Origin of the sequence: Streptomyces albus subsp. chlorinus, from assembly GCF_013302895.1 — a bacterium.
In the GTDB taxonomy this organism is placed as follows: Bacteria; Actinomycetota; Actinomycetes; order Streptomycetales; family Streptomycetaceae; genus Streptomyces; species Streptomyces chlorinus.
Map to the genome: position 1 here is coordinate 1686392 of NZ_VJOK01000001.1, position 25635 is coordinate 1712026.

Here is a 25635-nt window from a genome sequence, read left to right on the forward strand (position 1 = left end):
AGGGGCCCCTCATGTCCCGTGTCACCTCTGTAAGACCCCCTGGACCATCTCCCGCGCCCGCCGGGCTGTTCACCAGCTCGGGCATCTTCCGCCGCAAGCCCGTCGACTCCTCGGAGGAGGAGACCTCGGGCGGGCTGCGGCGGACGATGGGCCTGTGGCAGTTGGTCGCGCTGAGCCTCGGCGGGCTGGTCGGCGCCGGTGTCTTCTCGCTGGCCGGCGTCGTCGCCCACGAGGACGCCGGCCCGGCGGTGATGGTCTCGTTCCTCATCGCGATCGTCGCCAGTGGCGCGGCCGCGCTGTGCTACGCCGAGTTCGCCGGCATGATCCCGAAGGCCGGTTCCGCCTACACCTACGCATACGCCTCGCTGGGGGAGGTCATCGGCTGGGCGATCGGCTGGGACCTGCTGCTGGAGTACACCGCGATCGTGGCGGTGGTGGCCATCGCCGTCTCCGGCTACTTCGCCTACATACTGGAGCAGATCGGCATCGACCTGCCGAGCTGGATGCTCGGAGCACCGGGTACCGGTTCCGGGCACAAGGTGGATGTGTTCGCGGCCCTGCTGTGCCTGCTGCTGGCGTTCGTCCTCTCGCGCGGCACCAAGGAGGCCGCTCGGTTCGAGACGGTGCTGGTGGCGGTGAAGCTCGGCATCGTCGCGCTGGTGGTGGCCGCGGGCGCCTTCCACATCTCCGCCGGCAACTTCTCCCCTTTCCTGCCGTTCGGGATCGGGGGCGCGTTCACGGGCGCTGCCACGGCGTTCTTCGCCGTCTACGGGTACGACGCGATGAGTGCGGCGGCGGAGGAGAGCGCCGAGGCGAAGAAGCTGCTGCCGAAGGCCATCGTCATCTCGCTCGCCATCGCCGCCGTCGTCTACCTGCTGGTGTGCGTGGTGCTGCTGGGCATGCAGGACTACCGGCACATCGACACCTCCAGCCCCTTCTCCAGCGCGCTGGAGTCGGTGGGGCTCGGCGCGCTCGGACTGGTGGTCGCGGTCGGTGCGGTGATCGGGGTGACGACCTCCGCGTTCGCCAACATGCTCGCCGTCTCGCGGGTGTGGTACTCGATGAGCCGGGACGGGCTGCTGCCCCGCTACTTCGCCCGCAACCATCCCCGCCGGCATGTGCCGACCCGGGTGATCTGGCCGGTCGGCGTCGGGTCGGCCCTGATCGCCGGGTTCCTGCCGATCAGGGAGGCCGCGGACCTGACCAACATCGGCATCCTGGTGGCGTTCATCGTGGTGGCCGTCGCGATCGTGGTGCTGCGCCGGACCCGCCCCGACCTGCCCCGCGCGTTCCGGACCCCGCTGGTGCCGCTGGTGCCGGCGATCGGGGTGGCCTTCTCCTGCTGGTTGATAGCCAACCTCGACCCGGTGACCTGGCTGCGGTTCGCCGTCTGGATGGCCCTCGGCATGGTGGTCTACGGACTGTTCGGCTTCCGCAACTCGGCGGAGCACCGCCGCACGCCTCTCCCGTCCGACCGACCGTCCGCCGAAGCGAAGGACGACCCACCGCACATCACCACGGACAGCAAGGACACACCTGCCGATGAGTAACACCCCCGCCGCCGAGGCGGTGCGCGCCGCATCGGCGGCCGCCCCGCACCTCGCGTCCGCCTCCCCCACCACCCGGGCCGGATGGCTGAGGGCCGTCGCCGACGCGCTGGAGGCCGAGCGTGCCGTACTGGTCGAGACGGCCGACGCGGAGACCTCCCTCGGGCCGGTCCGGCTCAACGGCGAACTGACGCGTACGACCTTCCAGTTGCGGCTGTTCGCCGATGAGGTGTGCGCCGGGGCGTTCCTGGACGCCCGTATCGACCGGCCGGACCCGCAGTGGCCCACCGGTCCCCGCCCCGACCTGCGCCGTTACCGCGCGGCGCTCGGCCCCGTCCTCGTCTTCGCGGCGAGCAACTTCCCCTTCGCCTTCAGCGTGGCGGGCGGAGACACCGCGTCGGCCTGGGCGGCGGGCTGCCCCGTCGTCGTCAAGGCGCACCCGGGGCATCCTCGGCTCTCCCGCCGTACCGCTGCCGTCGCCCGGCAGGCGCTCGCCGACGCCGGGGCGCCGGAGGGGATGTTCTCCCTCGTCGAGGGTGAGGAGGCGGGCGTCGAGGCGCTGCGCCATCCCGCGCTGGCCGCCGCCGCGTTCACCGGCTCGCAGCGGGGTGGGCTCGCGCTGGCGCGGATCGCCGCCGAACGGGAGCAGCCGATTCCGTTCTACGGTGAGCTGGGCAGCGTCAACCCCGTCGTCGTCAGTCCGGCCGCCGCACGGGCCCGGGGGCAGGAGATCGCCGAGGGGTACGTCGGGTCCCTCACTCAGGGTGCGGGGCAGTTCTGCACCAATCCGGGCCTGCTGTTCGTCCCGTCCTCCGCCGCGGGGCTCGTGGAGGAGATCGCGGCGCGGCTGCGGGAGGTGCCGGGTGCTCCGATGCTGGGGGCGTGGATCGCCAGCGGTTACGCGGACAGCGCCCGGCGGCTCGCGGAACTGCCGGGTGTCCGTACGGTGCTGGGGCCGCGGGACGGGTCGGGCACGGACGAGGGGAACGCACCCGCACCTCGCCTGCTGGCGGCGGACCTGGCCGCGTTCACGGCCGCCGGAGAGGCGGCCTGCGAGGAGTGCTTCGGCCCCCTGGGGCTGGTGGTCACCTACGACGACCTTGCCGCGCTCGCCTCCGTGGTGCCCGCGCTGCCCGGTCAGCTGACGGCGAGTCTGCACGCGGAGCCGTCCGAGGCGGCCGGACTGGGCTCCCTGGCCGAGGCGTTGGCGTCCCGCTGCGGCAGGCTCCTGTGGAACCAGTGGCCGACGGGGGTTTCCGTGACGCACGCGATGCAGCACGGCGGCCCCTTCCCTGCGACCACGGCGCCGGCCACGACGTCGGTCGGTACGGCGGCCGTCGAACGTTTTCTGCGCCCGGTCGCCTACCAGTCCTGTCCTCAGGACCTGTTGCCGCCGCCCCTGCGCGACGACAATCCCTGGGGCGTCCCACAGCGGGTGTCCGGTTGAGGGGCCGGGCCGGGCCGTGCTCGGTACGGGGTGCCATGCTCGGCGAGAGCGGCACACCGACCGGTCGGTCTGTCCGCGAACCCTCCTCCGTGCCCCCGGGCAACCGCTCGGGCGTCCCCTCAGCCGCTCAGGCCCATTCCGGTGTGTTCCGGCCGAGGGGTGAGTTCCGCCGAGGCCGGGCATCGGGTGGACTCCAAGGCGAGGTGGGTCTTGGGCGCGGGCAGCAGTGCGAGGGGGCCGTCCTCGTACACGTCGGCCGGGACATCCGGCATGTGCGCGATGCCGACGGCGTTCGCAGGGCGTTCCGCACTCCACCCGGCCGGCTCCGGATGGCGGGCCGGCACCGGACCGCCCCGCCCCGGCTCCGCCTGTCCCGTCGAGCGCCATCCGCTCTCGGCGGAATCGCCCACAGCACAAGGCATTGTGGGCGGCACCGGATGCAGGCAGGTTGAGCCCATGCAGACTTCTGAGTTCATCGACGTCCTGGACCGGGAAGGCCGTCTGTTCGCGGACGCGGTGGCGCGGGCCGACCCGTCCGCGCCCGTCCCCGCCTGTCCCGACTGGGCGGTGCGGGACCTGGCGTCCCACCTGGGCACGGTGCACCGCTGGGCGACCGGGTTCGTCCGCGAGGGCCGCACCGAACCGGTGCGGCCCTCGGAGCCGTCGGCGCTGCCGGACGCGGAACTCGCGCCATGGCTGCGGGAAGGACACGGCCTGCTGGTCGAAACACTCAGGTCGGCACCCCAGGACCTGTCGTGCTGGACGATTCTGCCCGCACCCTCGCCGCTCGCGTTCTGGTCGCGTCGCCAGGCGCACGAGACGGCGGTGCACCGGGTGGACGCCGAGTCCGCGCTCGGTGTGCCCCTCTCCCCGCTGGACGCCGGTTTCGCGGCCGACGGCATAGACGAACTGCTGCGCGGGTTCTATCCCCGGCGCGGCGTTCCCGCCCCCTTCGCGGCCTCACCGCGGACGCTGTACGTACGGGCAACGGACGTGCCGGGTGCGGCGTGGACCGTGCATCTGGGCGAGCCGCCCCGTGCGGAGGCCGCCGCCGAGGTCCCCGCCGCGCCCGACTGCGTCTACGAGGGCAGGGCCACGGACCTCTACCTGGTGCTGTGGAACCGCCTCCCGCTGTCGGCGATCACCCTCACCGGTGACGAGTCCGTGGCCCACCGCTGGCGCGAACTGTTCAATCCGTGACAGCGACTCCGTCCGCTTCCCGGCCCTCACGACCCTCGCAGCCCACACGCCCCTCACGGCCCTCACGACCCTCGCGGCCCTCACGGTCCCGGGTGCGGGAAAGGGTGTGGTCGCGGTTCTGGGCGCGGTCGCGGGTGTGCCGTGCGGCCACCGCCCGGGCCGCGCCGCCCGCGGCCAGGGCGAATGCCACCAGCAGGGCGCTCACCCACAGGGGCGCGCGGTACCCGTACCCCGCGCCGAGCGCGACGCCGCCCGCCCACGGGCCCAGTGCCGCGCCGATGTTGAGGGCCGCGGTGGCGTAGCCGCCGGCGAGGGTGGGCGCTTCGGCCGCCGCGTACAGGACCTGCGTGATCAGAGTGGTGCCGACGGCGAAGGAGAGGGTGCCCTGTACGAGGACGAGTACGACGGTGGCGACCGGGCTCCCCGCCGTCAGCGCGAACAGCGCCCATCCCGCGCACAACGCGGCGCCGCCGAGGGCCATCAGAAGCATCGGCCGCCGGTCCGCCACCCGGCCGCCCGCGGTGGCCCCGAGGAACGAACCGAGGCCGAAGAGCGCGAGCAGCACGGGTACCCATGCCTCACCGAAATCCGCGACGTCGGTGGCGAGCGGGGCGAGATACGTGAAGGTGCAGAAGGTCGCACCGTTGACCAGGGCGCCCAGCAGCAGCGTCACCAGCAGCCGCGGTCGGCGCAGCGCCCGCAGCTCACCCCGGACGCCATCCGTACCCGTGGGCACACCAGTGGCCGTATGCGCGTCCACACCCGTGGTCGCACTCGCGTCCACACCCGCGGGCCGCGCCGCGTCTCCCGTTCCCGGCAGTGCCCGGACGAGGGCGAGCAGCGCCGGGACGGACACCAGCGCGACGGCCCAGAACGCCGAGCGCCACCCCCACACCTGCCCCAGCAACGCCCCCGCGGGCACTCCGGCGACGCACGCGAGGGTGACGCCGCCCAGCAGGACCGAGGTGGCCCGGCCCTTGGCGTCGGGGGCCACCAGCGCGGTGGCGGCCGTCAGCGCGACGGCGAGGAACCCGGCATTGGCGAGTGCCCCGACCACGCGGGCGGCGACCAGTACCGCGAAGCTGCTGGTCACAGCGCCGACCACGTGCACGAGGACGAAAGCGGCCAGGAACCCCAGCAGCGCCCGGCACCTGTCCCAGTTGCGGCCCAGCACCGCCATCAGCGGGGCGCCGACCACCATTCCCACCGCGAAGGCCGAGGTCAGCAGCCCGGCGGAGGAGACGGAAACCTCCAGATCGGTGGCGAGGTCCGGGATGAGCCCGGACAGCATGAACTCCGACGTCCCCTGTGCGAACACCGCCAGCGCGAGGACGTACAGCACAAATGGCATGAAAAACTCCGCATTTCCCGCTCAAGGAGGAATGCGGCAGGCGCGAGCGCGCGCCCAGCGTCAGGGCGTACCGCGAGGAGAGAGTGCGTCCAGCCGGGCGCGCGGCGGCACCGCCGCGGAAACAGCCCGTGACACGGCGGCCCGATGGCGCACACCTCGCACACGGCACACGCGCGGCACACGCGAAGAGACGCGGCGCGTGCCGGCGGAAGACAGTGCGAAGAAGCCACCGGGGAGCCGGTGGCTACAGTCTGGAAGCCTCGGGACTGGACACGCCCGCACTGTAACCGCACCCCACCGCGGCCGTCGACGGATTTCCGCACCCGCGAAGCGGCACGGCACGGAGTGGTACGGCGTGGTAGGGCCGGCATTGCGGGCCAGGGCACGACACGGCACAGCACGGCAGAGCTACAGTCGCGGGCACCATGAACGACTCCCGCGCGCTCTTCGACTTCGTCTTCCACACCGCGCGTCTGCGCGAGGTGCTGCGCCACAACCGTGCCACCCGTGACCGGCACGAATCGGTGGCCGAGCACTCCTGGCACCTGGCGATGGTCAGCTGGGTGCTCCATGCGGAGTTCGAGCGGGAGAGCGGGCTGTCGCTCGACCTGGAGCGGATGCTGAAGCTGTGCCTGATGCACGACGTGGTCGAGATCGACGCGGGTGACCCTTCGGCGTGGCACACCGCCGACGCCGCCGCACTCAACGAGAAGGCCCGCATGGAGGAGGCTGTGGCCCGCGAGCGATTCGGTACGCTTCCCGAGCCGCTCGGCCCCGAACTGCTCGCGCTGTGGCGGGAGTACGAGGAAGGCGCCACGCCCGAGGCCCGCCTGGTGCGCGGCGTGGACCGGCTCAATCCGGCGCTGATGCGCCTGCTCACCGGACAGGGCTGGTCGGACGTCGGCGCCGACGCCGCGGCACTGGACCGGCTCCAGCTCCCCCGGGTGAGCGTGAGCCCGGCACTGACGGCGCTGTACGAGGAGGTACGGCAGGCCGCGCTCGACCGCGGCCTGCTGCGCCCCTGACGCCCGCCCGGCGTACGCGCCCGCGCCGCACGCCCCCCTGACCCGAGCCGCCCCGCCCCGGGACCGAGCCCGAGGCCCCGCCCCCGGACCCGAGCCCGAGGTCCCGCCCCTTTTCCCGACCCCCTCTTGAGGCCCTTGACCCCGGCCCCGAGCCCCGGCCCGGCCCAGAGCCCGGGCCCAAGCCCGGGCCCGAGCCCGGGCCCGAGCCCCTTACTGTTCACACCCACCAGCCCCGCGTCAGCGGGACCCGGCCACCGGGGCCCACTCCCCGGAGCCGTCACCAGTCGTCCGGTCGAGAACCTCCAGCAGCCGGGCGGTCAGGACCGCGTCGGCGTCCAGCAGCGGGCCCCGGACCGGCCCCGCCGGCAGGCCCCGCGCGTTGAGCAGGGCCTTCACGGCCACGGTGCCCGGCTGGCCGGCCATCACCGCCTCGATGAGCGGCGCAAGTGCCAGATGGCGCCGCGCGGCCAGGGTGTGCCGGCCCGCGTCGTACGCGTCGAGCACCGCACGGGTGTGCGGCGCGGCGACGTTGGCGACGGTGCTCACGCACCCCGCGCCGCCGATGGCCCGCAGCGGGAGGGCGGACTCGTCGCAGCCCGCGTAGTAGGCCAGACCGCTCTCCCCCATCACGCGGGAGGACTTCAGCAGGTCGTACGCGCAGTCCTTCACCCCTCGCACGCGGGGGTGCTCCGCCAGCCGCAGCAGTGTCTCGGCTGTCAGCGCGGTGCCCGTGCGGCCCGGGATGTCGTAGAGGAGCACCGGCAGGCCGGTGGCGTCGGCGACCGTGCGCAGGTGGTGGACGACGGCCTCCTGGGTGGGACGCGAATAGTACGGCGTCACCACCAGCAGGCCGTGCGCCCCCGCGCGCTCCGCGGCGCGGGCCAGAGCGACCGTGCGGCGGGTGTCGCTGGACCCGACCCCCGCCACCACGGTCGCCCGGTCGCCCACCGCCTCCAGCACGGCGCGCAGCAGCACCGTCTTCTCGCTGTCCGAGGTGACGGGGGACTCCCCCGTCGTCCCGCTGGGGACGAGGGCGTCGCAGCCGCCCTCGTCCACCAGATGGACGGCGAGACGCTGGGCGCCCTCGGCGTCCAGCTCTCCGGCGGCGTCGAACGGGGTGACCATGGCGGCGGCGAGGCGGCCGAAGGGGCCTGCGTGGATCGTCGGCATGGGCCGGAGTCTGCGGCCGGCCGGCGGGCCGGGTCCAGATAATTGCCGTGCATCCGCGGGGTAAGCAGCGCTTCACGGTCAACGGTCAACGGTCGAGTCGCAGTCGGCGGTCGCGCGCCCACGACGGCCGGGGAACGCCGCGACGCCGTACCGGTTCGCGGGCGCGGTCAACGGGTGCCGTGCTCTCCCCCGTTCACGTTGAGGACCTGTGCCGTGATGTCGCGGGCCGCCGGGGAGGCGAGGAAGGCGACGGCGCCCGCGATGTCGTCGGGCCTCCCGGGCCGGCCGAGCATCGTGGACTCGATGAGGTGGGCGCGCCGCTCGGGGGTGAGATGGTCACCGAAGAACTCGGTGTCGGCGATGTAACCGGGCGAGACGACATTGGCGGTGATGTCGCGCGGACCCAGTTGCCGGGCCAGGTCCAGGTTCCAGGAGGCGAGGCCCGCCTTGGCCGCGCCGTAGGAACCGGAACCCTTGTCGGCCGCGATCGAGCCGATGCTGACCACCGCGCCGCCCGCGGTGAGGCGGTCCTCGACGGCCTTGGTGGTGAGGGCCGCACTGAGCAGGTTGGCGTCCAGGTTGGCGCGGAAGTCGCGGGCGAAGACCTCCAGCGGCGTCAGCCCGTCCGCGCCCGACCGGCGGAAGTCGGTCTGCCCGCCCGCGTTGTTGACCAGGACGTCCAGCCGGTCCGGCAGCTGGGGCAGCAGCCGCGCCACGGCCTCGGGATCGGTGTGGTCGCAGACCACGGCCCGCGCGCCGATCTCCTTCGCCGCCGCCTCCAAAGGCGCCTGCCGCCGGCCGGTGACGACGACCTCGTCCCCGTTCCGGGCGAAGTGCCGTGCCACGGCGAGACCGATGCCCGTCGCGCCGCCCGTGACCAGGATGGCCCGTGTCATAGTGTCCTCCACAGTAAACATTCAGACCTAAATTTAGAACTAAACGTAAGCCGCAGGGAGGACCCTTGTCAAACGATCAGCCCCTCGACAACCCCTCGTCCGCCTACCCCGTCCAGGAGATCGCCGCGGCCTGGCAGCGCGAACGCCCCGGCACCCCCGTCTCCTCCATCAGGATCGTCACACCACTGTGGCGGCTGGCCAAACTCTTCGGCGACGACCGCCGCCGGGTGCTCGCCCAGGCCGGCGTGGACACCGCCACCCTGGACCTGCTGAGCGTGCTGCGGCGCGCGGGTGAGCCGTACGCGCTCACCACGCGCGAGCTGGCCGCCCGCTCCCTCATCACCGCGGGCGCCATCTCCCAGCGGGTGAGCCGCGCCGAACGCGAGGGCCTGGTCACCCGCCGCCCCGGCGAGAGCCGCCGCCGCTCCGTCGTCGTCGAGCTGACACCCCTCGGCCACGAGGTGGTCGAATCGACCGTCGACCAGGTCCTCACCCGCGAAGCGGACCTGCTGACCGGCCTCACACCCGAACAGCAGAACCAACTCGCCGAGCTTCTGCGTGTCCTGCTGCAGGACGTCCAACGCCGCCTCGGCGACACCCGATTGAGCCAAGTGGGAGAGAAGGACGACTGAGAGACCGAGGACTGTCGACCCTACTTTCACTGTAGTAACTTCGAGTGACCACACCGCGGGCAGAGAGCTGAGAGATCCGTTGCGTATGAACAAGCAGGCGAGCACAGCAATGTGGACCGCAGGAGCCGTCGCCGCGGCCCTGCTGCTCGGCGCGTGCGGAAGCGATGGGGGCGGCTCGAAGGGGGAGATCAAGGGAGCGGGGGACGGCGGCAAGGCCGCCAAGTCCGCCACCCCGCGCGAGAGCTCGGCCCCGTCCCCCGGCGCCGAGCCCCCCTCCGAGATCAAGCTGGCGAAGGACGCCAAGAATGTCTTCGAGGACGCCAAGACGGGCGACCCGAAGAAGGATGCTGTCCTGGCGGACAATCAGCGGCGGATCAATGCCATTGACCGGGTGATCACCACGGGAAAAGACCCCGACCTGGTGAAGAAGTACGCCAAGGGGAAGTCGCTGCTCGCTGCGGACAAATACATCCTGGAAGCAAACAGGGACCGGCAGAGCTGGGCGGGTGTGACCCGTTACTACGACCAGAAGGTCGAGATGGTGAGCGACACCGTGGCTCAGATCTCCTTCTGTATCGACGAGAGCAAGGCGAAGAACAAGGTTCTCAAGACCGGAAAGCTCGAACCGAACGACGGGGGCGCCTTGAACTACATCTTCACCAGGCTCCGGATGGAGCGAAACACGGACGGAGTGTGGCAAGCGACGTCAGGTTCCGAGACCGCGAAGGCCAAAAAATGCATGGAGTGATCCGGAAGAACTCAGTCGTCGTACTGGCAACGGGACTCATCTTCGTAGCCTCGGCTGCCGCGCACGCGGGCCCGAAGGGTTCCGGATCAAGCAGGGCTTCCGGAGGGACCGACGGCCCCGACATCACCGCCGGCGTATCCCGCGTGCAGATCACCGGCGGGGCCGGTGGTGGCGGTTCCAAGGAGACCGTGAAGCTGACTCCGCAGAATTCCAACTGGGAGCCTCCCGCGTGCTGGTACGAGCCGAAGACCTCTCCGAAGGAGGTGAAGGAGACGATCGAGAGCCTGGAGCCGCCGAAGCGGAAGCCGAAGAAGGAGAAGGAGTCCGGCACGATCTTCGACGATCTCGAGGACAGTAACCAGGACATCGCGGACGCGGTGTCCAAGCAGGCGGCCAACGCTTACAAGGACTACTACCAGATCGACAAGTACAAGAAGCACCTCGACGAGGAGGGCAAGGGGATGTTCTGGGAAGGGGTCAAGAACCCCGACCGCAAGGACGATCCCGAGGCCGACAAGTGCAGTCAGCACGCCTACTGGGTGCCGGAGGGCGAGAAGCCCAAGGACGTACCGCTGGCGGTGAGTCCGAAGGTGCTGGCCGAGTACGCCTACGAGCGGCTGCCCATTCCGCGGACCGAGATTTCGATGAACCCGGAGGGCAGGCAGACGGTCAACCTGGACACCTGGGTGTGGGCGGACAAGGCGAAGTTCAAGCCGGTGAGTGTGACCGCCTCGCTCGACAACCCCGAACTCTCCGTGACCACCACCGCCACCCCGGTCTCCCTCACCCTCGAACCCGGAACCGAGAACGCCAGGGTCTTCCCGGCCTCCGGAAAATGCACCGATCTGGGTGAGCCGTACAAGCGGGGGAAGAAGGACCGGACGCCGCCCTGTGGGGTCAGGTATCTGCGGGCGACCGGGGAGAGCGGGTCCTACCCGCTGAAGGCCACCCTCACCTGGAAGGTGTCCTGGACGAGCACGGACGGCGACGGAGAGAGCCTGCCGTCCGGCTCCTTCAGCACCACCCGCGACGTGACGGTGAAGGAGATCCAGTCCATCGTCCGCGACTGACCGCGACCGACGAGGACCCACTGCCGGGGCGGGCCGGGAGGCACCGTGCCGGAACCGGCCGGGAGGCACCGTGCCGGGACCGGCGGGCGGGGGGACGCACCGCGGCGCCTGCCTGTGACCCGGCCGGGGACTGGCAGGCGCCGCGGTGTCCGTACGCCCTTGTACGGAAGCAGGGGGTCAGACGGTCAGGGCGCGGTCCGTGGGGCGAATGGGGGCGTGGAGGGTGCTGGCCTCGCCGGTCAGGTAGCGGTCCACCGCCTTGGCCGCCGAGCGGCCCTCCGCGATGGCCCAGACGATGAGCGACTGGCCGCGGCCGGCGTCCCCGGCGACGAAGACGCCGGGGACGTTCGTGGCGTAGTCGCCGTCCCGTGCGATGTTGCCCCGCGCGTCGAGGTCGACGCCGAACTGCTCGACCAGGCCGTTGGCCCGGTCGACGCCGGTGAAGCCCATGGCGAGGGTGACCAGTTGGGCGGGGATGCGGCGCTCCGTGCCGGGCTTGGGCTCCAGTTTGCCGTCCACCATCTCCACCTCCACCAGGTGCAGCCACTGGACGTTGCCGTCCTCGTCGCCCTCGAAGTGGGTGGTGTTGACGGAGTACACCCTCTCGCCGCCCTCCTCGTGGGCGGAGGTCACCTTGTAGAGCATGGGGTAGGTCGGCCACGGCTGGCGGGCCGGGTCCCGCTCCTCGCCCGGCTTGGGCATGATCTCCAGTTGGGTGACGGAGGCGGCGCCCTGCCGGTGGGCCGTACCGACGCAGTCGGCGCCGGTGTCGCCGCCGCCGATGACGACGACGTGCTTGCCCTCGGCGGTGAGGGGCGGGGTGACGAAGTCGCCCTCCTGCACCTTGTTGGCCAGCGGCAGGTACTCCATGGCCTGGTGGATGCCGTTGAGTTCGCGGCCGGGTACGGGCAGGTCGCGGGGGGTGGTGGCGCCCGCAGCGATGACCACCGCGTCGTACCGCTTGCGCAGCTTGCGCGCGTCGATGTCGCGGCCGATCTCCACGCCCGTGCGGAACTTGGTGCCCTCCGCGCGCATCTGCTCGATGCGGCGGTTGATGTGCCGCTTCTCCATCTTGAACTCGGGGATGCCGTAGCGCAGCAGCCCGCCGATGCGGTCGGCGCGCTCGTAGACGGCCACCGTGTGCCCGGCGCGGGTCAGCTGCTGGGCGGCGGCCAGTCCGGAGGGGCCGGAGCCGATGACGGCGACCGTCTTGCCGGACAGCCGCTCCGGGGGCTGCGGGGTGACGCCGCCGGACTCCCACGCCTTGTCGATGATGGAGACCTCGACGTTCTTGATGGTGACCGGCGGCTGGTTGATGCCCAGCACGCACGCCGACTCGCAGGGGGCGGGGCACAGCCGCCCGGTGAACTCGGGGAAGTTGTTGGTGGCGTGCAGGCGTTCGGAGGCCGCCGTCCAGTCGCCGCGGTAGGCGTAGTCGTTCCACTCGGGGATCAGGTTCCCCAGCGGGCAGCCGTTGTGGCAGAAGGGGATGCCGCAGTCCATGCAGCGCCCGGCCTGCTTGCTGATGATGGGCAGCAGGGAGCCGGGGACGTAGACCTCGTTCCAGTCCTTGACGCGCTCCTCGACCGGGCGGGTCTGTGCGATCTGGCGGTCGGTGGTCAGGAAGCCCTTGGGGTCAGCCATGGGTCGCCGCCTCCATCATCTTCTCGTGGGTCTCGGTTTCGGAGAGTCCCGCTCGCTCGGCGGCGTCCTTGGCGGCGAGCACGGCCTTGTACGTGGCGGGCAGGACCTTCCGGAAGCGGGTGAGCGCGCCGCCGGGTCCGTCCCAGTCGGCGAGGAGGGCGGCGGCCACGGTGGAGCCGGTCTCCTCCTGGTGGCGGCGCACCACGTCGTGCAGCCACGTCCTGTCCTCGTCGGTCAGCTCCTCGACGGCGTCGCGCAGCCCGGCGTTGACGTTGGCCAGGTCGAGGTCGATGACGTACGCGGTGCCGCCGGACATGCCGGCGCCGAAGTTGCGGCCGGTGGAGCCCAGGACGACGGCCGCGCCGCCGGTCATGTACTCGCAGCCGTGGTCGCCCACTCCCTCGGAGACGACCAGCGCGCCGGAGTTGCGGACGCAGAAGCGTTCGCCGACCCGGCCGCGGAGGAAGATCTCGCCGCCGGTGGCGCCGTAGGCGAGGGTGTTGCCGGCGATGGTGGAGTACTCGGCCAGGTGGTCGGCGGCCCGGTCGGGGCGGACGACGATGCGGCCGCCGGAGAGGCCCTTGCCGACGTAGTCGTTGGCGTCGCCCTCCAGCCGCAGGGTGATGCCGCGCGGGACGAAGGCGCCGAAGGACTGGCCGGCGGAGCCGGTGAACGTGATGTCGATGGTGTCGTCGGGCAGTCCCGCGCCGCCGAACTTCTTCGTCACCTCGTGGCCGAGCATGGTGCCGACGGTGCGGTTGACGTTGCGGATTGAGACCTGGGCGCGGACCGGCTGGGCGCTTTCGGCGGTGTCGGCCTGGAGCGCGTCGGCGGCCAGCTTGACCAGCTGGTTGTCGAGCGCCTTCTCCAGGCCGTGGTCCTGGGCGGTGGCCTGGTGGCGGACGGCGCCCTCGGGCAGCTCGGGCACGTGCAGCAGCGGCGCCAGGTCGAAGCCCTGGGCCTTCCAGTGGTCGACGGCCCGGGAGGTGTCGAGCAGTTCGGTGTGGCCGATGGCCTCGTCCAGGGTGCGGAAGCCCAGCTCGGCCAGGAGTTCGCGGACCTCTTCGGCGATGAACTCGAAGAAGTTGACGACGTACTCGGCCTTGCCGCTGTAGCGCTCGCGCAGCGTGGGGTTCTGGGTGGCGATGCCGACGGGGCAGGTGTCCAGGTGGCACACCCGCATCATCACGCAGCCGGAGACGACCAGCGGCGCGGTGGCGAAGCCGTACTCCTCGGCGCCCAGCAGCGCGGCGATGATCACGTCGCGGCCGGTCTTGAGCTGTCCGTCGGTCTGCACCACGATCCGGTCGCGCAGCCCGTTGAGCAGCAGCGTCTGCTGGGTCTCGGCCAGGCCCAGCTCCCAGGGGCCGCCCGCGTGCTTGAGGGAGGTCAGCGGGGAGGCGCCGGTGCCGCCGTCGTGGCCGGAGATGAGCACGACGTCCGCGTGGGCCTTGCTGACGCCCGCGGCCACCGTACCGACGCCGACCTCGCTCACCAGCTTCACGTGGATGCGGGCGGCCGGGTTGGCGTTCTTCAGGTCGTGGATGAGCTGGGCGAGGTCCTCGATGGAGTAGATGTCGTGGTGCGGCGGCGGCGAGATGAGGCCGACGCCGGGCGTGGAGTGCCGGGTCCTGGCCACCCACGGGTAGACCTTGTGGCCGGGCAGCTGTCCGCCCTCGCCGGGCTTGGCGCCCTGGGCCATCTTGATCTGGATGTCGTCGGCGTTGACGAGGTACTCGGAGGTGACGCCGAACCGGCCGGAGGCGACCTGCTTGATGGCGGAGCGCCGTGCCGGGTCGTACAGGCGCTCGGGATCCTCGCCGCCCTCGCCGGTGTTGGACTTGCCGCCGAGCCGGTTCATGGCGATGGCCAGCGTCTCGTGCGCCTCCTGCGAGATGGAGCCGTAGGACATGGCGCCGGTGGAGAACCGCTTGACGATCTCGCTCGCGGGCTCGACCTCCTCGACCGGGATCGAGGGACGGTCGCTCTTGAGGCCGAAGAGGCCGCGCAGTGTCATCAGCCGCTCGGACTGCTCGTCCACGCGCCGCGTGTACTGCTTGAAGATGTCATAGCGGCGCTGCCGGGTGGAGTGCTGGAGGCGGAAGACGGTCTCCGGGTCGAACAGGTGGGGCTCGCCCTCGCGGCGCCACTGGTACTCGCCGCCGATGTCCAGCGTGCGGTGCGCCGGCGCGATGCCGGAGGAGGGGTAGGCCTTGGTGTGCCGGGCGGCGACCTCCTTGGCGATGACGTCGATCCCGGCGCCGCCGATCTTGGTGGTGGTGCCGTGGAAGTAGCGGTCGACGAACTCCTGGTCGAGACCGACGGCCTCGAAGACCTGGGCGCCCCGGTAGGAGGCGACGGTGGAGATGCCCATCTTGGACATCACCTTCAGCACGCCCTTGCCGAGCGCGTAGATGAGGTTGCGGATGGCCTGCTCGGGGGTCAGCTCCTCGCCGGCGCCGGGCAGGAAGGTGCCGGCACGGACCAGGTCCTCCACGGACTCCATGGCCAGGTAGGGGTTGACCGCGGCGGCGCCGTAGCCGATGAGCAGCGCCACATGGTGGACCTCGCGCACGTCACCGGCCTCCACCAGCAGCCCGACCTGGGTGCGCTGCTTGGTGCGGATGAGGTGGTGGTGCACGGCGGAGGTGAGCAGCAGTGAGGGGATCGGCGCGTGCTCGGCGTCCGAGTGGCGGTCGGACAGCACGATGAGCCGGGCTCCCGACTCGATCGCCGCGTCGGCCTCCGCACAGATCTGCTCGATCCGGGCCGCGAGGCCGTCCCCTCCTTCGGCGACACGGTAGAGCCCGGAGAGCGTGGCGGACTTGAAGCCCGGCATGTCGCCGTCGGCGTTGACGTGGATGAGCTTGGCCAGCTCGTCGTTGTCGATGACGGGGAACGGCAGCGTCACACTGCGGCAGGAGGCCGCGGTGGGCTCCAGCAGGTTGCCCTGCGGGCCCAGCGACGAGTACAGCGAGGTGACCAGTTCCTCGCGGATGGCGTCCAGCGGCGGGTTGGTGACCTGCGCGAACAGCTGGGTGAAGTAGTCGAAGATCAGCCGGGGCCGCTCCGAGAGCGCGGCGATGGGCGAGTCGGTGCCCATGGAGCCGATCGGCTCGGCGCCGGTGCGGGCCATCGGGGCGAGCAGGACGCGCAGCTCCTCCTCGGTGTAGCCGAAGGTCTGCTGGCGGCGGGTGACCGAGGCGTGGGTGTGCACGATGTGCTCGCGCTCGGGGAGGTCGGCCAGCTCGATGAGGCCGGCGTCCAGCCACTCCTGGTAGGGGTGCTCGGCGGCGAGCTGGGCCTTGATCTCGTCGTCCTCGATGATGCGGCGCTCGGCGGTGTCCACGAGGAACATCCGGCCGGGCTGGAGGCGGCCTTTGCGCACCACCTTGGTGGGGTCGATGTCGAGGACGCCGACCTCGGAGGCGAGGACGACGAGCCCGTCGTCGGTGACCCAGTAGCGGCCGGGGCGCAGTCCGTTGCGGTCGAGAACGGCGCCGACCTGGGTGCCGTCGGTGAAGGTGACGCAGGCGGGGCCGTCCCAGGGCTCCATCATCGTGGAGTGGTACTGGTAGAAGGCGCGGCGGGCGGGGTCCATGGAGTCCTGCGACTCGGCGGACTCCCACGCCTCGGGCACCATCATCAGGACCGAGTGCGGCAGCGAACGGCCGCCGAGGTGGAGGAGTTCCAGCACCTCGTCGAAGGTGGCGGAGTCGGAGGCGCCCGGGGTGTTGATCGGGAAGATGCGCTCCAGCGTCTCGTGGTCCCCGAACAGCCTGGAGGCCAGCTGCGACTCGCGGGCCCGCATCCAGTTGCGGTTGCCCTGCACGGTGTTGATCTCGCCGTTGTGCGCGACGAACCGGTAGGGGTGGGCCAGCGGCCAGCTCGGGAAGGTGTTGGTGGAGAAGCGCGAGTGCACCAGCGCGATGGCGGTGGCGAAGCGCCGGTCCGACAGGTCGGGGAAGAACGGCTCCAGCTGCCCGGTCGTCAGCATGCCCTTGTAGACGAGGGTGCGGGCGGACAGCGAGGGGAAATAGACCCCGGCCTCGCGCTCGGCGCGCTTGCGCAGCACGAACGCGAGCCGGTCCAGCGCGATGCCCTCGCGCCCGCCCTCGGTTCCCCCGGACTCCGTCTGGGAGGTGCCCCCAGCGACGAACAGCTGGCGGAAGGTGGGCATGGTGGCGCGGGCGCCGGGGCCCAGCAGCTCGGGCGCGACGGGCACCTCGCGCCAGCCGAGCACGGTCAGGCCCTCCTCGGACGCCAGCGTCTCGATGTGTGAGACGGCGGCCGCGGTGGCCTCGGCGTCGTCCTCCTCGGGCGGCAGGAAGGCGGTGCCCACGGCGTACGCGCCGCGCTCGGGCAGGGGGAAGGAGACGTTCTCGCGCAGGAAGGCGTCGGGGACCTGGAGCAGGATGCCGGCGCCGTCGCCGGTGTCCGGGTCCGAGCCCGTGGCGCCCCGGTGCTCCAGGTTGCGGAGCACGGTCAGCGCCTTTTCGACCAGGTCGTGACTGGCCTCACCGGTCAGGGTCGCCACGAAGCCGACACCGCAGGCGTCGTGCTCGTATCGGGGGTCGTACATGCCCTGCTTGGCAGGGCGGTGGGCGGCCCAGTCCGCTGTCGGCACAGCACGCATCGGCAGCTCCCGTCGTCTCGTGGCAGTGGTACGTACCGAGGGACGACGCTGGCCCTCATGTGGCTGAAAATTTTCGTGCAGATTACAGGGTGACCGACTTCCCGGAAAGTGGAAGAGGCATCTCGCGATGCGGACATGGAGCGCTGTGGGCGCGGCCATGCCGGGTGGTCGGTCCTTGTGGGACCTGCACGGGAGGTGGGGCCGGGTGGACCCCGAACCATGGGGGACGCCTCCCGCCGTCAGCCGGGGGAGGCCGCACCCACGCGGCTTTGCGTGAGGTGGATGGCGCGGGCTTCATTGCCAGCGGCGTTACAGACTTCTGCCCAGCCCGGCGCCGGATGAAACCGCCGGGTAACACGCGGATCATGCACCGGGAGGCCGCCCCGGCGCTGTGACCCGCACCACGCCGACCGCGGCGGGGGCGGCTCCCACCGCGGCGCCTCCTCGACGCTCTCTCGAGGACCTCTCGACGATCTCTCCATGATCCCTCGATGGCCGGGCCTCCGCCGGCCTCACCCGCAAGGATGAGCCGCGGTGCTCCGGGTGGGTGAGCAGGGCCACCCGGACCTCGTCCGCCTGTCCGCCGCGCCACAGGCCCCCTCCCCCGCGTGGCGTCCTTCCCCTCCTCCTCCCCGAGCGGACTTCTCCACCGCGGGTCCGCGTCCGCCCGTCCCGCGCACCTCTTGACAGGGCGGTACGCCGAACCGACCATCCGGTAACACCCGTCGCGGCTGTCACCCCCGCAGCCGTCCCGGACCAGGGAGCAGCATGTCCGACGGCGGACCTCGCGGCACCCCGCCGCCCCGCACCCCGGCGGCGCGCAGGCGGGCGCTCGGGCTCGACCGCGGCGCCTGGTTCCTGCTGGTCCCCGCGCTGCTGCCGATCCTGGTGCTGAGCGTGGGGCCGCTGCTGTACGCCGTCGCCCTCTCCTTCACCGACGCCCGGTTCGGACGCACGGTCGAGACGGACTTCACCGGCGCCGCCAACTTCGCCGACCTGCGGCTGGACCCGCTCTTCTGGGAGTCGTTCCGCCTCGGCCTCGTCTGGTCCCTGAGCGTCACCGCGCTGCAACTGCTGCTGGGCCTGGGCCTGGCCCTGCTGCTCGACCAGAACCTCCGCTTCGGCTGGCTGGCCCGCACCCTGGCGCTGGTGCCCTGGGCGATGCCGGAGGTCGTCGTCGGCCTCATGTGGCGGCTCGTCTACCACCAGGACGCCGGGATCCTCAACGAGACGCTGCGCCGGCTGGGGGTGCTCGGCCCGGACTCGGGGAACATCGACTGGCTGACGGACCTGTCGCTGGCGCTGCCCGCCGTCGTCCTCGTCGGCGTCTGGGCGGGCATGCCGCTGACGACCGTCGTCCTGCTGGCCGGGCTGCAGAACGTCCCCCGCGAACTGGCCGAGGCCGCGCACCTGGACGGAGCGGGGGTCTGGCGGCGGTTCGCCTCGGTGACCTGGCCCGCGCTGCGGCCGGTGGCCCTGTCCATCACCGCCCTCAACCTCATCTGGAACCTCAACTCCTTCGGCCTGGTCTACGTGCTCACCCAGGGCGGTCCCGGCGGAAAGACCCGGCTGCCGTCGCTCTTCGTCTACGAAGAAGCATTCACATACGGCCAGTTCGGTTACGCCGCCGCGATGGGCGTGGTGCTGACCGCCGTCGTCGCCGTGTGCCTCACGGTGTTCCTGCGCAAGAGCCTGAGGGAGACCGCGCCATGAATGAGACGAGCGCCATGAGCCCGGCGACCGGCCCGAGCGGTCCCTCCGGCCCGAGCGGTCCCCCCGGCCGGAGTGGTCCGACCGGCCCGAGTGGTCCGACCGGTCCGAACGGCGCGGCCGGCACGCGTGCGCGGGGGTGGCGGCGGGCGGGACGCGCCGGACAGTACGCGGGGCTGCTGTGCTACCTCGTCTTCCTCGCCTTCCCCCTGGCGTGGCTGGTCTCCACCTCGCTCAAGTCACCGCAGGAGCTGGGAGAGGCCGCCCCGGCCTGGCTCCCGCGCCGGCCCACGCTGGAGAACTTCCGTGCCGCGTTCGAGGCGCAGCCGCTGGCCCGCTCGGCGCTCAACAGCCTGGTCGTCGCGGGCGGGGCGACGCTCGTCTCCGTCGCGCTGGCGCTGCCCGCCGCCTACGTCCTGGCCCGGCACCGCTCCCGGATCGGCCGCGCGGCCAACGCCTGGGTCCTGGTCAGCCAGATGTTCCCGTTCGTCCTGGTGATCATCCCGCTGTTCCTGGTGCTGAAGAACCTGCACCTGATCGACTCCTTGGGCGGACTGGCCCTGGTGTACGTCGTGTGGAACCTGCCGTTCTCGCTGTGGATGCTCCAGGGCTATGTGAAGGCGGTGCCCGTCTCGCTGGAGGAGGCGGCGGCGGTGGACGGGGCGGGCCGGGTGCGGGTCCTGCGCAGTGTCGTCCTGCCGCTGCTGGCGCCGGGCCTGGTGGCGACGCTGATGTTCTCCTTCGTCACCGCCTGGAACGAGTTCTTCTTCGCCCTCGTCCTGCTCAAGTCCCCCGGGAACCAGACGATGTCCGTGATCCTCACCCGCTTCCTCGGCGCCGAGGGCGTGGCCGACCTCGGCCCGCTGGCCGCCGCCTCGCTGCTCGCGACGGTCCCCGGCCTGCTCTTCTTCACCCTGCTCCAGCGGCGGCTGACCACCCGGCTGCCGGCGGGGGCGGTGAAGGGCTGATGCGGCGTACCCCCTGGCCACACGGGACCGTACGCGGTGGGCCGCGCCCTGCTCCGGCAGGCGGTGGACCGCGCCTCTCCCCGGGGCGCGGTGGGCCGCGCCTCTCCCCGGGGCGCGGAGCCCTGCGTGGTGTCCTGGCCGCCCTGCTGGTCTGCGCGCTGCTCCCCTCCTGCGGGAGCGGCGACGACGGCGACGGGGACGGCACCGTCACCCTCGACTACTACAGCCTGGCCTGGCAGAAGGAGTCCGTGGCCGCCAACAGGAAGCTGGTCGCCCGGTGGAACCGGACCCACTCGCGGGTCAAGGTCCGCTACGTGCAGGGCAGCTGGGACACCGTCCACGACCACCTGCTGACCTCGTTCGAAGGCGGCGAGGCCCCCGACGTCCTCCACGACGACGCCGGTGACCTGACCGATTTCGCCTACGGCGGCTACCTCGCCGACCTGCGCCCCTACCTGCCCCGCGGGACGCGTACCGGCATCCCGCGGCAGAGCTGGGACGCGGTCACCATGAACGGCGGCCGCGTCTACGGGGTGCCGTTCCTCCAGGAGCCCAAGGTCATCCTCGCCGACAAGCGCCTGCTGGAGCGCTCCGGGGTGCGTCTTCCGACGCCCCGCGCCCCCTGGACCTGGCGCGAGTTCGAGAACGCCGCCCGGAGGCTGACGCTGGATGGGGACCGCGACGGCAGGCCCGAACGGTACGGCACCGTCTGGCCGATGAAGGAGCCGGTCGACCAGTCCGTCAACCTGGCGCTGTCCACCGGCGGACGCGTCCTCACCACGCGGCGGACCGGCGACGGCGTCGAGAACGCCGTCCGGTTCGCGGACCGCGACGCTGCGGTGAGCGCGCTCATCCGCCGGCAGATCGACGAGGACCGCACCGCACCGCGCAGCGGTCTGGGAATGGCGGGCTCCGACACGCTGCCCGGCTTCTTCGCCGGCCGCTACGCGATGGTTCCGCTCAACTTCTCCTTCCGGCAGCAGGTGCGCCAACAGGCACCGGACGGCTTCGCGTGGACCGTGCTGCCGCTGCCGCGCGGTGAGCGGCCCGGCGGCCATGTCCAGGGCGTCGTGCCGCAGACGCTCTCGGTGGCGCAAGAGAGCCGGCACAAGCGGGCCGCCGCCGCGTTCGTCGCGTATCTGGCGAGCCCGGCGCACCAGGCCGCCCTCGCCAAGGGCGACTGGCTGCTGCCCACCGCGACGACGGCGCTGCGGGACCCGGCGCTCAACCGGCGCGCGGACGGCTGGCGTACGGGCACCGCACTGGCCCGCACCCTGCGCCCCTCGCCGGCACTGGGGGTGCGGGGGTACACGGAGTGGTCCGACAAGATCGCCACGCCCGCCTTCCAGCGCTACTACCGCGCCGACCTGGACCTGAAGGGCCTGCAAAAGACACTGGTGGACGACGGAAACCGGGTCCTGAACCGCTACCAGCGGTGACGCGTGACCAGAGGTGACGCGTGCCGAGGGGACGCGCACGTGCCGGTGCGGCGAGGACCGCCCGGCGGCGCGCCGCTACCCCACCGCCACCCCGAACAGCGCGCCCAGCCCGTAGGTGACGCCGGCCGCGGCGGCGCCCAGCCCCAGCTGCCGCAGCCCGCTGAACCACCACGGCCGGGCGGTGACCCGGGCGACGACGGCCCCGCAGAGGAAGAGTCCGAGCAGTGCCAGCACCACGGCGGGCCACAGCACCGTCGTCCCGAAGAGGTACGGCAGGACGGGCAGCACCGCGCCGGCGGAGAACGAGATGAACGAGGAGACGGCCGCGACGGCCGGCGAGGGCAGGTCGGACGGGTCGATGCCCAGCTCCTCCCGCGCGTGTATCTCCAGGGCCTGTTCCGGGTCCCGGTGCAGCTGCTCGGCGACCTGGAGCGCGAGCCGGGCGTCCACGCCGCGCGCCTCGTAGAGCGCGGCCAGCTCCCTGACCTCCTCCCGGGGGCTGCGGCGCAGCTCCCGGCGCTCGACCTCCAGTTCGGCCAGGACCAGTTCGCGCTGGGAGGCGACGGAGGTGTACTCCCCGGCGGCCATGGAGAAGGCACCCGCCGCCAGTCCGGCGAGACCGGAGATGACGATCGTCTGCGGCGCCGCGGAACTGCCCGCCACACCCGTCATCAGACCGAGGTTGGAGACCAGCCCGTCCATCGCGCCGAACACGGCCGGCCGCAGCCAGCCGCCGTTGACGTCGCGGTGGGTGTGGTTGTCGCGGTGGGCGACGTGGGTCGGGTCTGAGACTCCGGCTTCGGACATGGCCGGTACGGCTCCTTCGCTGGGGACGGCGCGCGCCCGTCGAGGACGCGCCGGCGCACACCCTGTCCGGGGTGCGCCGATGGTCGAAGCGTAGGCCCCGGACGCCCTCGGCTGCCAGCAAGGAAGGCCGTACTTACCCCGCTGACCTGCGGTTTTCCCCGCCGCCCGGGGAGCTGTCCGAGTCCTTGCCCCGCAGCGCCTCCCCCAGCTCGTCCAGCACGAGGTCATCCCGGTCCACGCGGCCCGTCCGGTAGGCGGCACGGCCGACCATGTGCGCGGCCACCGGCGAGGTCACCAGTTGGAAGAGGCCGACCAGCAGCAGGATGCCCAGGTCGACCGCGCTGCGCAGCCGCAGACCCGAGCCGATCAGCACGAGCAGCAGGCCGAAGGACTGCGGTTTGGTCGCGGCGTGCATCCGGGTCAGGACGTCAGGGAGCCGCAGCAGCCCGATCCCGGCCAGCAGGCACAGCACGGCGCCCGCCAGCATGCAGCCGGCCCCGGCCACATCGGCGACCCGAATCCAGCTCATCGCGCCTCCTCGCCGGTTTCCTGGCTCTCGTCGGCATCGGCGGTTCCCGCCTCGTCCCGCAGCGCCATGAAGCGGGCGACGCCGACCGAACCGGTGAAGCCGAGGAAGGAGAGCACCAGCAGCACCGGAAGGTAGAAGGCGTTGCCCCGTTCCGCCGTCTGCAGGCCGATCCCGGCCATGACGACGGCGACCAGGGCGTCCAGCGCGACGGCCCGGTCCAGGGTGGAGGGCCCCAGCACCAGGCGCAGGGTGACCATCAGCCCGGCGGCCAGCAGGATGGCCGCGATCAGCACGGCCGTCACCTCCACCGGCCGAACACCTCCTCCGCGCTCTCGGAGGCGCGCAGCGCGTCGATGTCGGCGGGTGTGCCGAAGGCCAGGACGACCCGGGTCTCCAGCCGCAGCGCGTCCCGCCGGGCCCGCTCGCGCTCCTCCTCCCGCTCCCCGCCCAGGACGTGCAGGTAGAGGGTCCCTGATCTGCGGTCCACCTCCAGGACCGTGCTGCCGGGTACGGCGGTGACGGCGATGGCCGTCGCCGTCATCATCAGATCGCCGGGGCAGCGCATCCTGACGCCGAGCACGGCGCAGCGGGGAGGGCCGGGGGCGAGGATGTAGCGGTTGATCCGCCAGCTGGAGACCACCAGGTCCAGCGCGAAGCGGGTGGCGAAGCGCAGGATGCCGAGGGGGTGGGCGCGGGCCTGCTTCTCGATGGGCGGCAGTGGGAAGACGAGGACGACGAACAGGGCCACGAGCACCCCGGTCACGATGTTGGCGGGGGTCGGGGTGCCCCACAGCAGCATCCACAGCAGGGTCAGTCCGAGCACCATGGGCCATTGGGTGGCGCGCAGCCTGCTGGCCTCCGGCAGGCGCTGGGGAGAGGTCATCCGTGGGTCACCGCCTCCACGTAGGGGGTCCGCTCGATCAGTTCGTCCGCCGCGCGGTCGGTCAGGGAGAAGAGGGGGCCCGCCAGGACGGTGAAGGCGAGTCCGAACAGTACGAGGGCTCCGGTCGCGGCGGTCATGCTGAGGGGCAGCGAGGCGCTGGTGGTGATCTCCTGGCCGCCGAAGGTCGCCGTCCCCCGCCGCGCGGGCGACACGGTCCGGCCGGAGCCGCGGGAGCGGGCACGCCGGCGGCCGTTCCCGCCCTTGTCCCGCGCGCTTTTCCCGGGCCTCACCGGCTCCCCGGGCCTCGCCGGCTTCCCCGGCTCTTCCCGCGCTCCGGGCTGCTCCGGCTCTTCGCGGGCTCCGGGCTGCTCCGGCTTCCGCCGCCGGTCCTCCCGCCTGCCCTCCCCCGGTTCGTCCTGCTCCGGTTCGTCCTGCTCCGGGACGTCCTCCTCGGCGCCCTCCAGCACCGTGCCCGCCACGCACATCGCGGGGCCCGGCTCCCGCCAGAAGGCGAGGTTCCACGCCTTGGCGAGCGCGTACAGGGTGAGCAGGCTGGTCGCCGTACCGCCGCCGATCAGCACATAGGCGAGGGCTCCCCCGTCGGCCACGCCCGCGCGCAGCAGCCCGAACTTGCCGAGGAAGCCGGAGAGCGGGGGGATGCCGGCCAGGTTCATCGCGGGGACGAAGAACAGCACGGCCAGCAGCGGCGAGAGCCGGGCGAGACCGCCGAGGCTGAGCAGATCGGTCGTCCCGCTGCGGCGTTCGACCAGGCCGGCGACGAGGAAGAGGGTGGTCTGCACGGTGATGTGGTGCGCGACGTAGAAGACCGCGCCGGAGATGCCTTGGTGGGTGGCCAGGGCGATACCGAAGACCATGTAACCCATGTGGCTGACCAGGGTGAAGGACAGCAGCCGCTTCAGGTCGGTCTGGGCGACGGCGCCGAGGATGCCCACCAGGAGGGACAGCAGCGCGAGGACCATCAGTACGGTACCGACGCGGTGCCCGGGGAAGAGCAGCGTCTGGGTCCGCAGCATCGCGTAGACGCCCACTTTGGTCAGCAGTCCGGCGAAGACGGCGGTCACGGGGGCGGGTGCCGTCGGATAGGAGTCGGGCAGCCAGGCGGCCAGCGGGAAGACGGCGGCCTTGAGTGCGAAGACGCCGAGCAGCGCGATCTGGATGACCAGGGCCACACGGTCGGGCAGCGCGTCGAGCCGAGCCGGGAGCTGGGCCATGGTGACGGTGCCGGCGGCGGCGTAGACCGTGGCGACGGCCGCCAGGAACAGCATCGAGGACAGCAGCGAGACGATGGCGTACGTGGCCCCCGCCCGGATGCGCGGCAGCGTCCCGCCGATGGTCATCAGCACGTAGCTGGCGGTCAGCATCAGCTCGAAGCCGACGTAGAGGTTGAACAGGTCGCCCGCCAGGAAGGTGTCCGAGACGCCCGCGACCAGCACCAGGTAGGAGGGGTGGAAGACGGACAGCGGGGTGGCCTCGTCGCTGTCGGCCATGCCCTGGCCGACGGAGTAGACGAACACGCACAGCGTCACCGAGGAGGCGATCACCAGCATCAGCGCCGACAGCCGGTCGGCGACCAGCACGATCCCCACCGGGGGCGCCCAGCCGCCCGCGAACATCACCTGCGGCCCGTGCCGGTCCGCGGCCACGAGCAGCAGCAGCGAGACGACGAGCACCGCCGCCAGCACGGCGGCGCTGATGAAGCGCTGCACGTGTTCGAGCCGCGCGCCGATCGCCAGTTTCAGACCAGCGGCGCACAGCGGCAGGATCACCGGCAACGGCACCAGCACCGACGCGACGGCCGCCGCGGCCCCGGACTGCCCGCCACCGCTCACGGGGCACCCCCGCGTCCGGGCGCCGCACCCCCGCCGCCACCCGCATCCCGCCCGCCACCACCCGCATCCCGGCCACCACCCGC

21 protein-coding genes are annotated in these 25635 nt (G+C 72.0%); 10 read left to right on the forward strand and 11 right to left on the reverse strand.

What is annotated here, in order from left to right; genetic code table 11:
• The first annotated feature begins 11 nt into the window (after positions 1-11).
• Positions 12-1550, forward strand: a complete 1539-nt coding sequence (locus FM076_RS07640; RefSeq protein ID WP_243274362.1) for an amino acid permease — start codon at positions 12-14, stop codon at positions 1548-1550.
• Entirely contained in the window at positions 1543-2994 is a 1452-nt protein-coding gene (locus FM076_RS07645; protein WP_173869179.1) for an aldehyde dehydrogenase (NADP(+)), read from the forward strand. The genes FM076_RS07640 and FM076_RS07645 overlap by 8 nt, the downstream gene beginning before the upstream one ends.
• A 119-nt stretch (positions 2995-3113) precedes the next feature.
• Here the strand turns inward: FM076_RS07645 and FM076_RS07650 are convergent, their stop codons facing one another.
• A complete protein-coding gene (locus FM076_RS07650; protein ID WP_173869180.1) occupies positions 3114-3404 on the reverse strand; it encodes a hypothetical protein in 291 nt (96 codons plus the stop codon).
• Positions 3405-3450: 46 nt separating this feature from the next.
• Between FM076_RS07650 and FM076_RS07655 the strand changes: the two genes are divergently transcribed.
• Entirely contained in the window at positions 3451-4194 is a 744-nt protein-coding gene (locus FM076_RS07655) for a maleylpyruvate isomerase family mycothiol-dependent enzyme (protein ID WP_173869181.1), read from the forward strand.
• On the opposite strand, the gene FM076_RS07660 is transcribed toward FM076_RS07655, so the two are convergent.
• Positions 4184-5545 carry a Cmx/CmrA family chloramphenicol efflux MFS transporter gene (locus FM076_RS07660; RefSeq protein ID WP_173869182.1) on the reverse strand — a complete coding sequence of 454 codons (1362 nt, stop codon included), beginning with the start codon at positions 5543-5545 and terminating at the stop codon, positions 4184-4186. The genes FM076_RS07655 and FM076_RS07660 overlap by 11 nt on opposite strands.
• Before the next feature lie 425 nt (positions 5546-5970).
• Here FM076_RS07660 and FM076_RS07665 point away from each other — a divergent pair, with 425 nt between their 5' ends.
• On the forward strand, positions 5971-6570 hold the full coding sequence (locus FM076_RS07665) for an HD domain-containing protein (RefSeq protein WP_173869183.1): 600 nt from the start codon (positions 5971-5973) through the stop codon (positions 6568-6570).
• Positions 6571-6807: 237 nt separating this feature from the next.
• Here FM076_RS07665 and dapA read toward each other — a convergent pair whose 3' ends face one another.
• Together dapA and FM076_RS07675 are read right to left on the reverse strand one after the other, a co-directional pair.
• Positions 6808-7740: a 4-hydroxy-tetrahydrodipicolinate synthase gene (dapA, locus tag FM076_RS07670; protein ID WP_173869184.1), complete on the reverse strand. Its 933-nt coding sequence runs from the start codon at positions 7738-7740 to the stop codon at positions 6808-6810.
• A 167-nt stretch (positions 7741-7907) separates the two neighbouring features.
• Positions 7908-8636 carry an SDR family NAD(P)-dependent oxidoreductase gene (locus FM076_RS07675; RefSeq protein ID WP_173869185.1) on the reverse strand — a complete coding sequence of 243 codons (729 nt, stop codon included), beginning with the start codon at positions 8634-8636 and terminating at the stop codon, positions 7908-7910.
• Between the two features lie 65 nt (positions 8637-8701).
• Here FM076_RS07675 and FM076_RS07680 point away from each other — a divergent pair, with 65 nt between their 5' ends.
• The 3 genes from FM076_RS07680 to FM076_RS07690 all read left to right on the forward strand — a co-directional run bounded on the left by FM076_RS07680 (position 8702) and on the right by FM076_RS07690 (position 11086).
• The gene (locus tag FM076_RS07680; RefSeq protein ID WP_173869186.1) at positions 8702-9268 is read left to right on the forward strand and encodes a MarR family winged helix-turn-helix transcriptional regulator; all 567 of its coding nucleotides are present in this window, start codon (positions 8702-8704) and stop codon (positions 9266-9268) included.
• Between the two features lie 85 nt (positions 9269-9353).
• The gene (locus tag FM076_RS07685) at positions 9354-10016 is read left to right on the forward strand and encodes a hypothetical protein (RefSeq protein ID WP_173869187.1); all 663 of its coding nucleotides are present in this window, start codon (positions 9354-9356) and stop codon (positions 10014-10016) included.
• A gap of 188 nt (positions 10017-10204) precedes the next feature.
• On the forward strand, positions 10205-11086 hold the full coding sequence (locus tag FM076_RS07690) for a hypothetical protein (RefSeq protein ID WP_345944919.1): 882 nt from the start codon (positions 10205-10207) through the stop codon (positions 11084-11086).
• Between the two features lie 177 nt (positions 11087-11263).
• Here the strand turns inward: FM076_RS07690 and FM076_RS07695 are convergent, their stop codons facing one another.
• Together FM076_RS07695 and gltB are read right to left on the reverse strand one after the other, a co-directional pair.
• A complete protein-coding gene (locus FM076_RS07695; RefSeq protein ID WP_173869189.1) occupies positions 11264-12730 on the reverse strand; it encodes a glutamate synthase subunit beta in 1467 nt (488 codons plus the stop codon).
• Positions 12723-17366, reverse strand: coding sequence for a glutamate synthase large subunit (gene gltB, locus FM076_RS07700; protein WP_173869190.1), 4644 nt, complete (start codon positions 17364-17366; stop codon positions 12723-12725). Before gltB ends, FM076_RS07695 begins: the two co-directional genes overlap by 8 nt.
• 768 nt (positions 17367-18134) lie before the next feature.
• On the opposite strand from gltB, the gene FM076_RS07705 reads away from it, so the two are divergent.
• Genes FM076_RS07705 through FM076_RS07715 form a run of 3 tightly spaced genes read left to right on the forward strand, consistent with a single transcriptional unit; the run spans position 18135 to position 21483 of the window.
• A complete protein-coding gene (locus FM076_RS07705) occupies positions 18135-19079 on the forward strand; it encodes a carbohydrate ABC transporter permease (protein ID WP_173869191.1) in 945 nt (314 codons plus the stop codon).
• On the forward strand, positions 19076-20044 hold the full coding sequence (locus FM076_RS07710) for a carbohydrate ABC transporter permease (protein ID WP_243274364.1): 969 nt from the start codon (positions 19076-19078) through the stop codon (positions 20042-20044). The genes FM076_RS07705 and FM076_RS07710 overlap by 4 nt, the downstream gene beginning before the upstream one ends.
• Positions 20044-21483 carry an extracellular solute-binding protein gene (locus tag FM076_RS07715; protein WP_180217730.1) on the forward strand — a complete coding sequence of 480 codons (1440 nt, stop codon included), beginning with the start codon at positions 20044-20046 and terminating at the stop codon, positions 21481-21483. Before FM076_RS07710 ends, FM076_RS07715 begins: the two co-directional genes overlap by 1 nt.
• Positions 21484-21558: 75 nt before the next feature.
• On the opposite strand, the gene FM076_RS07720 is transcribed toward FM076_RS07715, so the two are convergent.
• The 5 genes from FM076_RS07720 to FM076_RS07740 form a co-directional block, all read right to left on the reverse strand.
• Positions 21559-22290: a VIT1/CCC1 transporter family protein gene (locus FM076_RS07720; RefSeq protein WP_173869192.1), complete on the reverse strand. Its 732-nt coding sequence runs from the start codon at positions 22288-22290 to the stop codon at positions 21559-21561.
• Between the two features lie 133 nt (positions 22291-22423).
• Positions 22424-22819, reverse strand: coding sequence for a monovalent cation/H(+) antiporter subunit G (gene mnhG / locus FM076_RS07725; RefSeq protein WP_173869193.1), 396 nt, complete (start codon positions 22817-22819; stop codon positions 22424-22426).
• A complete protein-coding gene (locus FM076_RS07730; RefSeq protein WP_345944920.1) occupies positions 22816-23127 on the reverse strand; it encodes a monovalent cation/H+ antiporter complex subunit F in 312 nt (103 codons plus the stop codon). The genes mnhG and FM076_RS07730 overlap by 4 nt, the downstream gene beginning before the upstream one ends.
• Positions 23118-23702, reverse strand: coding sequence for a Na+/H+ antiporter subunit E (locus FM076_RS07735; protein WP_173869194.1), 585 nt, complete (start codon positions 23700-23702; stop codon positions 23118-23120). The genes FM076_RS07730 and FM076_RS07735 overlap by 10 nt, the downstream gene beginning before the upstream one ends.
• The gene (locus FM076_RS07740; protein ID WP_173869195.1) at positions 23699-25552 is read right to left on the reverse strand and encodes a Na+/H+ antiporter subunit D; all 1854 of its coding nucleotides are present in this window, start codon (positions 25550-25552) and stop codon (positions 23699-23701) included. The genes FM076_RS07735 and FM076_RS07740 overlap by 4 nt, the downstream gene beginning before the upstream one ends.
• Positions 25553-25635: the final 83 nt, after the last annotated feature.

Bases quoted from the DNA above. Each gene is read 5' to 3' on its own strand.
- FM076_RS07675 (WP_173869185.1), bottom strand. From the start codon at position 8,636: ATGACACGGGCCATCCTGGTCACGGGCGGCGCGACGGGCATCGGTCTC.
- gltB (WP_173869190.1), bottom strand. From the start codon at position 17,366: ATGCGTGCTGTGCCGACAGCGGACTGGGCCGCCCACCGCCCTGCCAAG.
- FM076_RS07735 (WP_173869194.1), bottom strand. From the start codon at position 23,702: ATGACCTCTCCCCAGCGCCTGCCGGAGGCCAGCAGGCTGCGCGCCACC.
- mnhG (WP_173869193.1), bottom strand. From the start codon at position 22,819: ATGAGCTGGATTCGGGTCGCCGATGTGGCCGGGGCCGGCTGCATGCTG.
- FM076_RS07660 (WP_173869182.1), bottom strand. From the start codon at position 5,545: ATGCCATTTGTGCTGTACGTCCTCGCGCTGGCGGTGTTCGCACAGGGG.
- FM076_RS07665 (WP_173869183.1), top strand. From the start codon at position 5,971: ATGAACGACTCCCGCGCGCTCTTCGACTTCGTCTTCCACACCGCGCGT.
- FM076_RS07720 (WP_173869192.1), bottom strand. From the start codon at position 22,290: ATGTCCGAAGCCGGAGTCTCAGACCCGACCCACGTCGCCCACCGCGAC.
- FM076_RS07655 (WP_173869181.1), top strand. From the start codon at position 3,451: ATGCAGACTTCTGAGTTCATCGACGTCCTGGACCGGGAAGGCCGTCTG.
- FM076_RS07640 (WP_243274362.1), top strand. From the start codon at position 12: ATGTCCCGTGTCACCTCTGTAAGACCCCCTGGACCATCTCCCGCGCCC.
- FM076_RS07715 (WP_180217730.1), top strand. From the start codon at position 20,044: ATGCGGCGTACCCCCTGGCCACACGGGACCGTACGCGGTGGGCCGCGC.
- dapA (WP_173869184.1), bottom strand. From the start codon at position 7,740: ATGCCGACGATCCACGCAGGCCCCTTCGGCCGCCTCGCCGCCGCCATG.
- FM076_RS07645 (WP_173869179.1), top strand. From the start codon at position 1,543: ATGAGTAACACCCCCGCCGCCGAGGCGGTGCGCGCCGCATCGGCGGCC.
- FM076_RS07695 (WP_173869189.1), bottom strand. From the start codon at position 12,730: ATGGCTGACCCCAAGGGCTTCCTGACCACCGACCGCCAGATCGCACAG.
- FM076_RS07685 (WP_173869187.1), top strand. From the start codon at position 9,354: ATGAACAAGCAGGCGAGCACAGCAATGTGGACCGCAGGAGCCGTCGCC.
- FM076_RS07705 (WP_173869191.1), top strand. From the start codon at position 18,135: ATGTCCGACGGCGGACCTCGCGGCACCCCGCCGCCCCGCACCCCGGCG.
- FM076_RS07710 (WP_243274364.1), top strand. From the start codon at position 19,076: ATGAATGAGACGAGCGCCATGAGCCCGGCGACCGGCCCGAGCGGTCCC.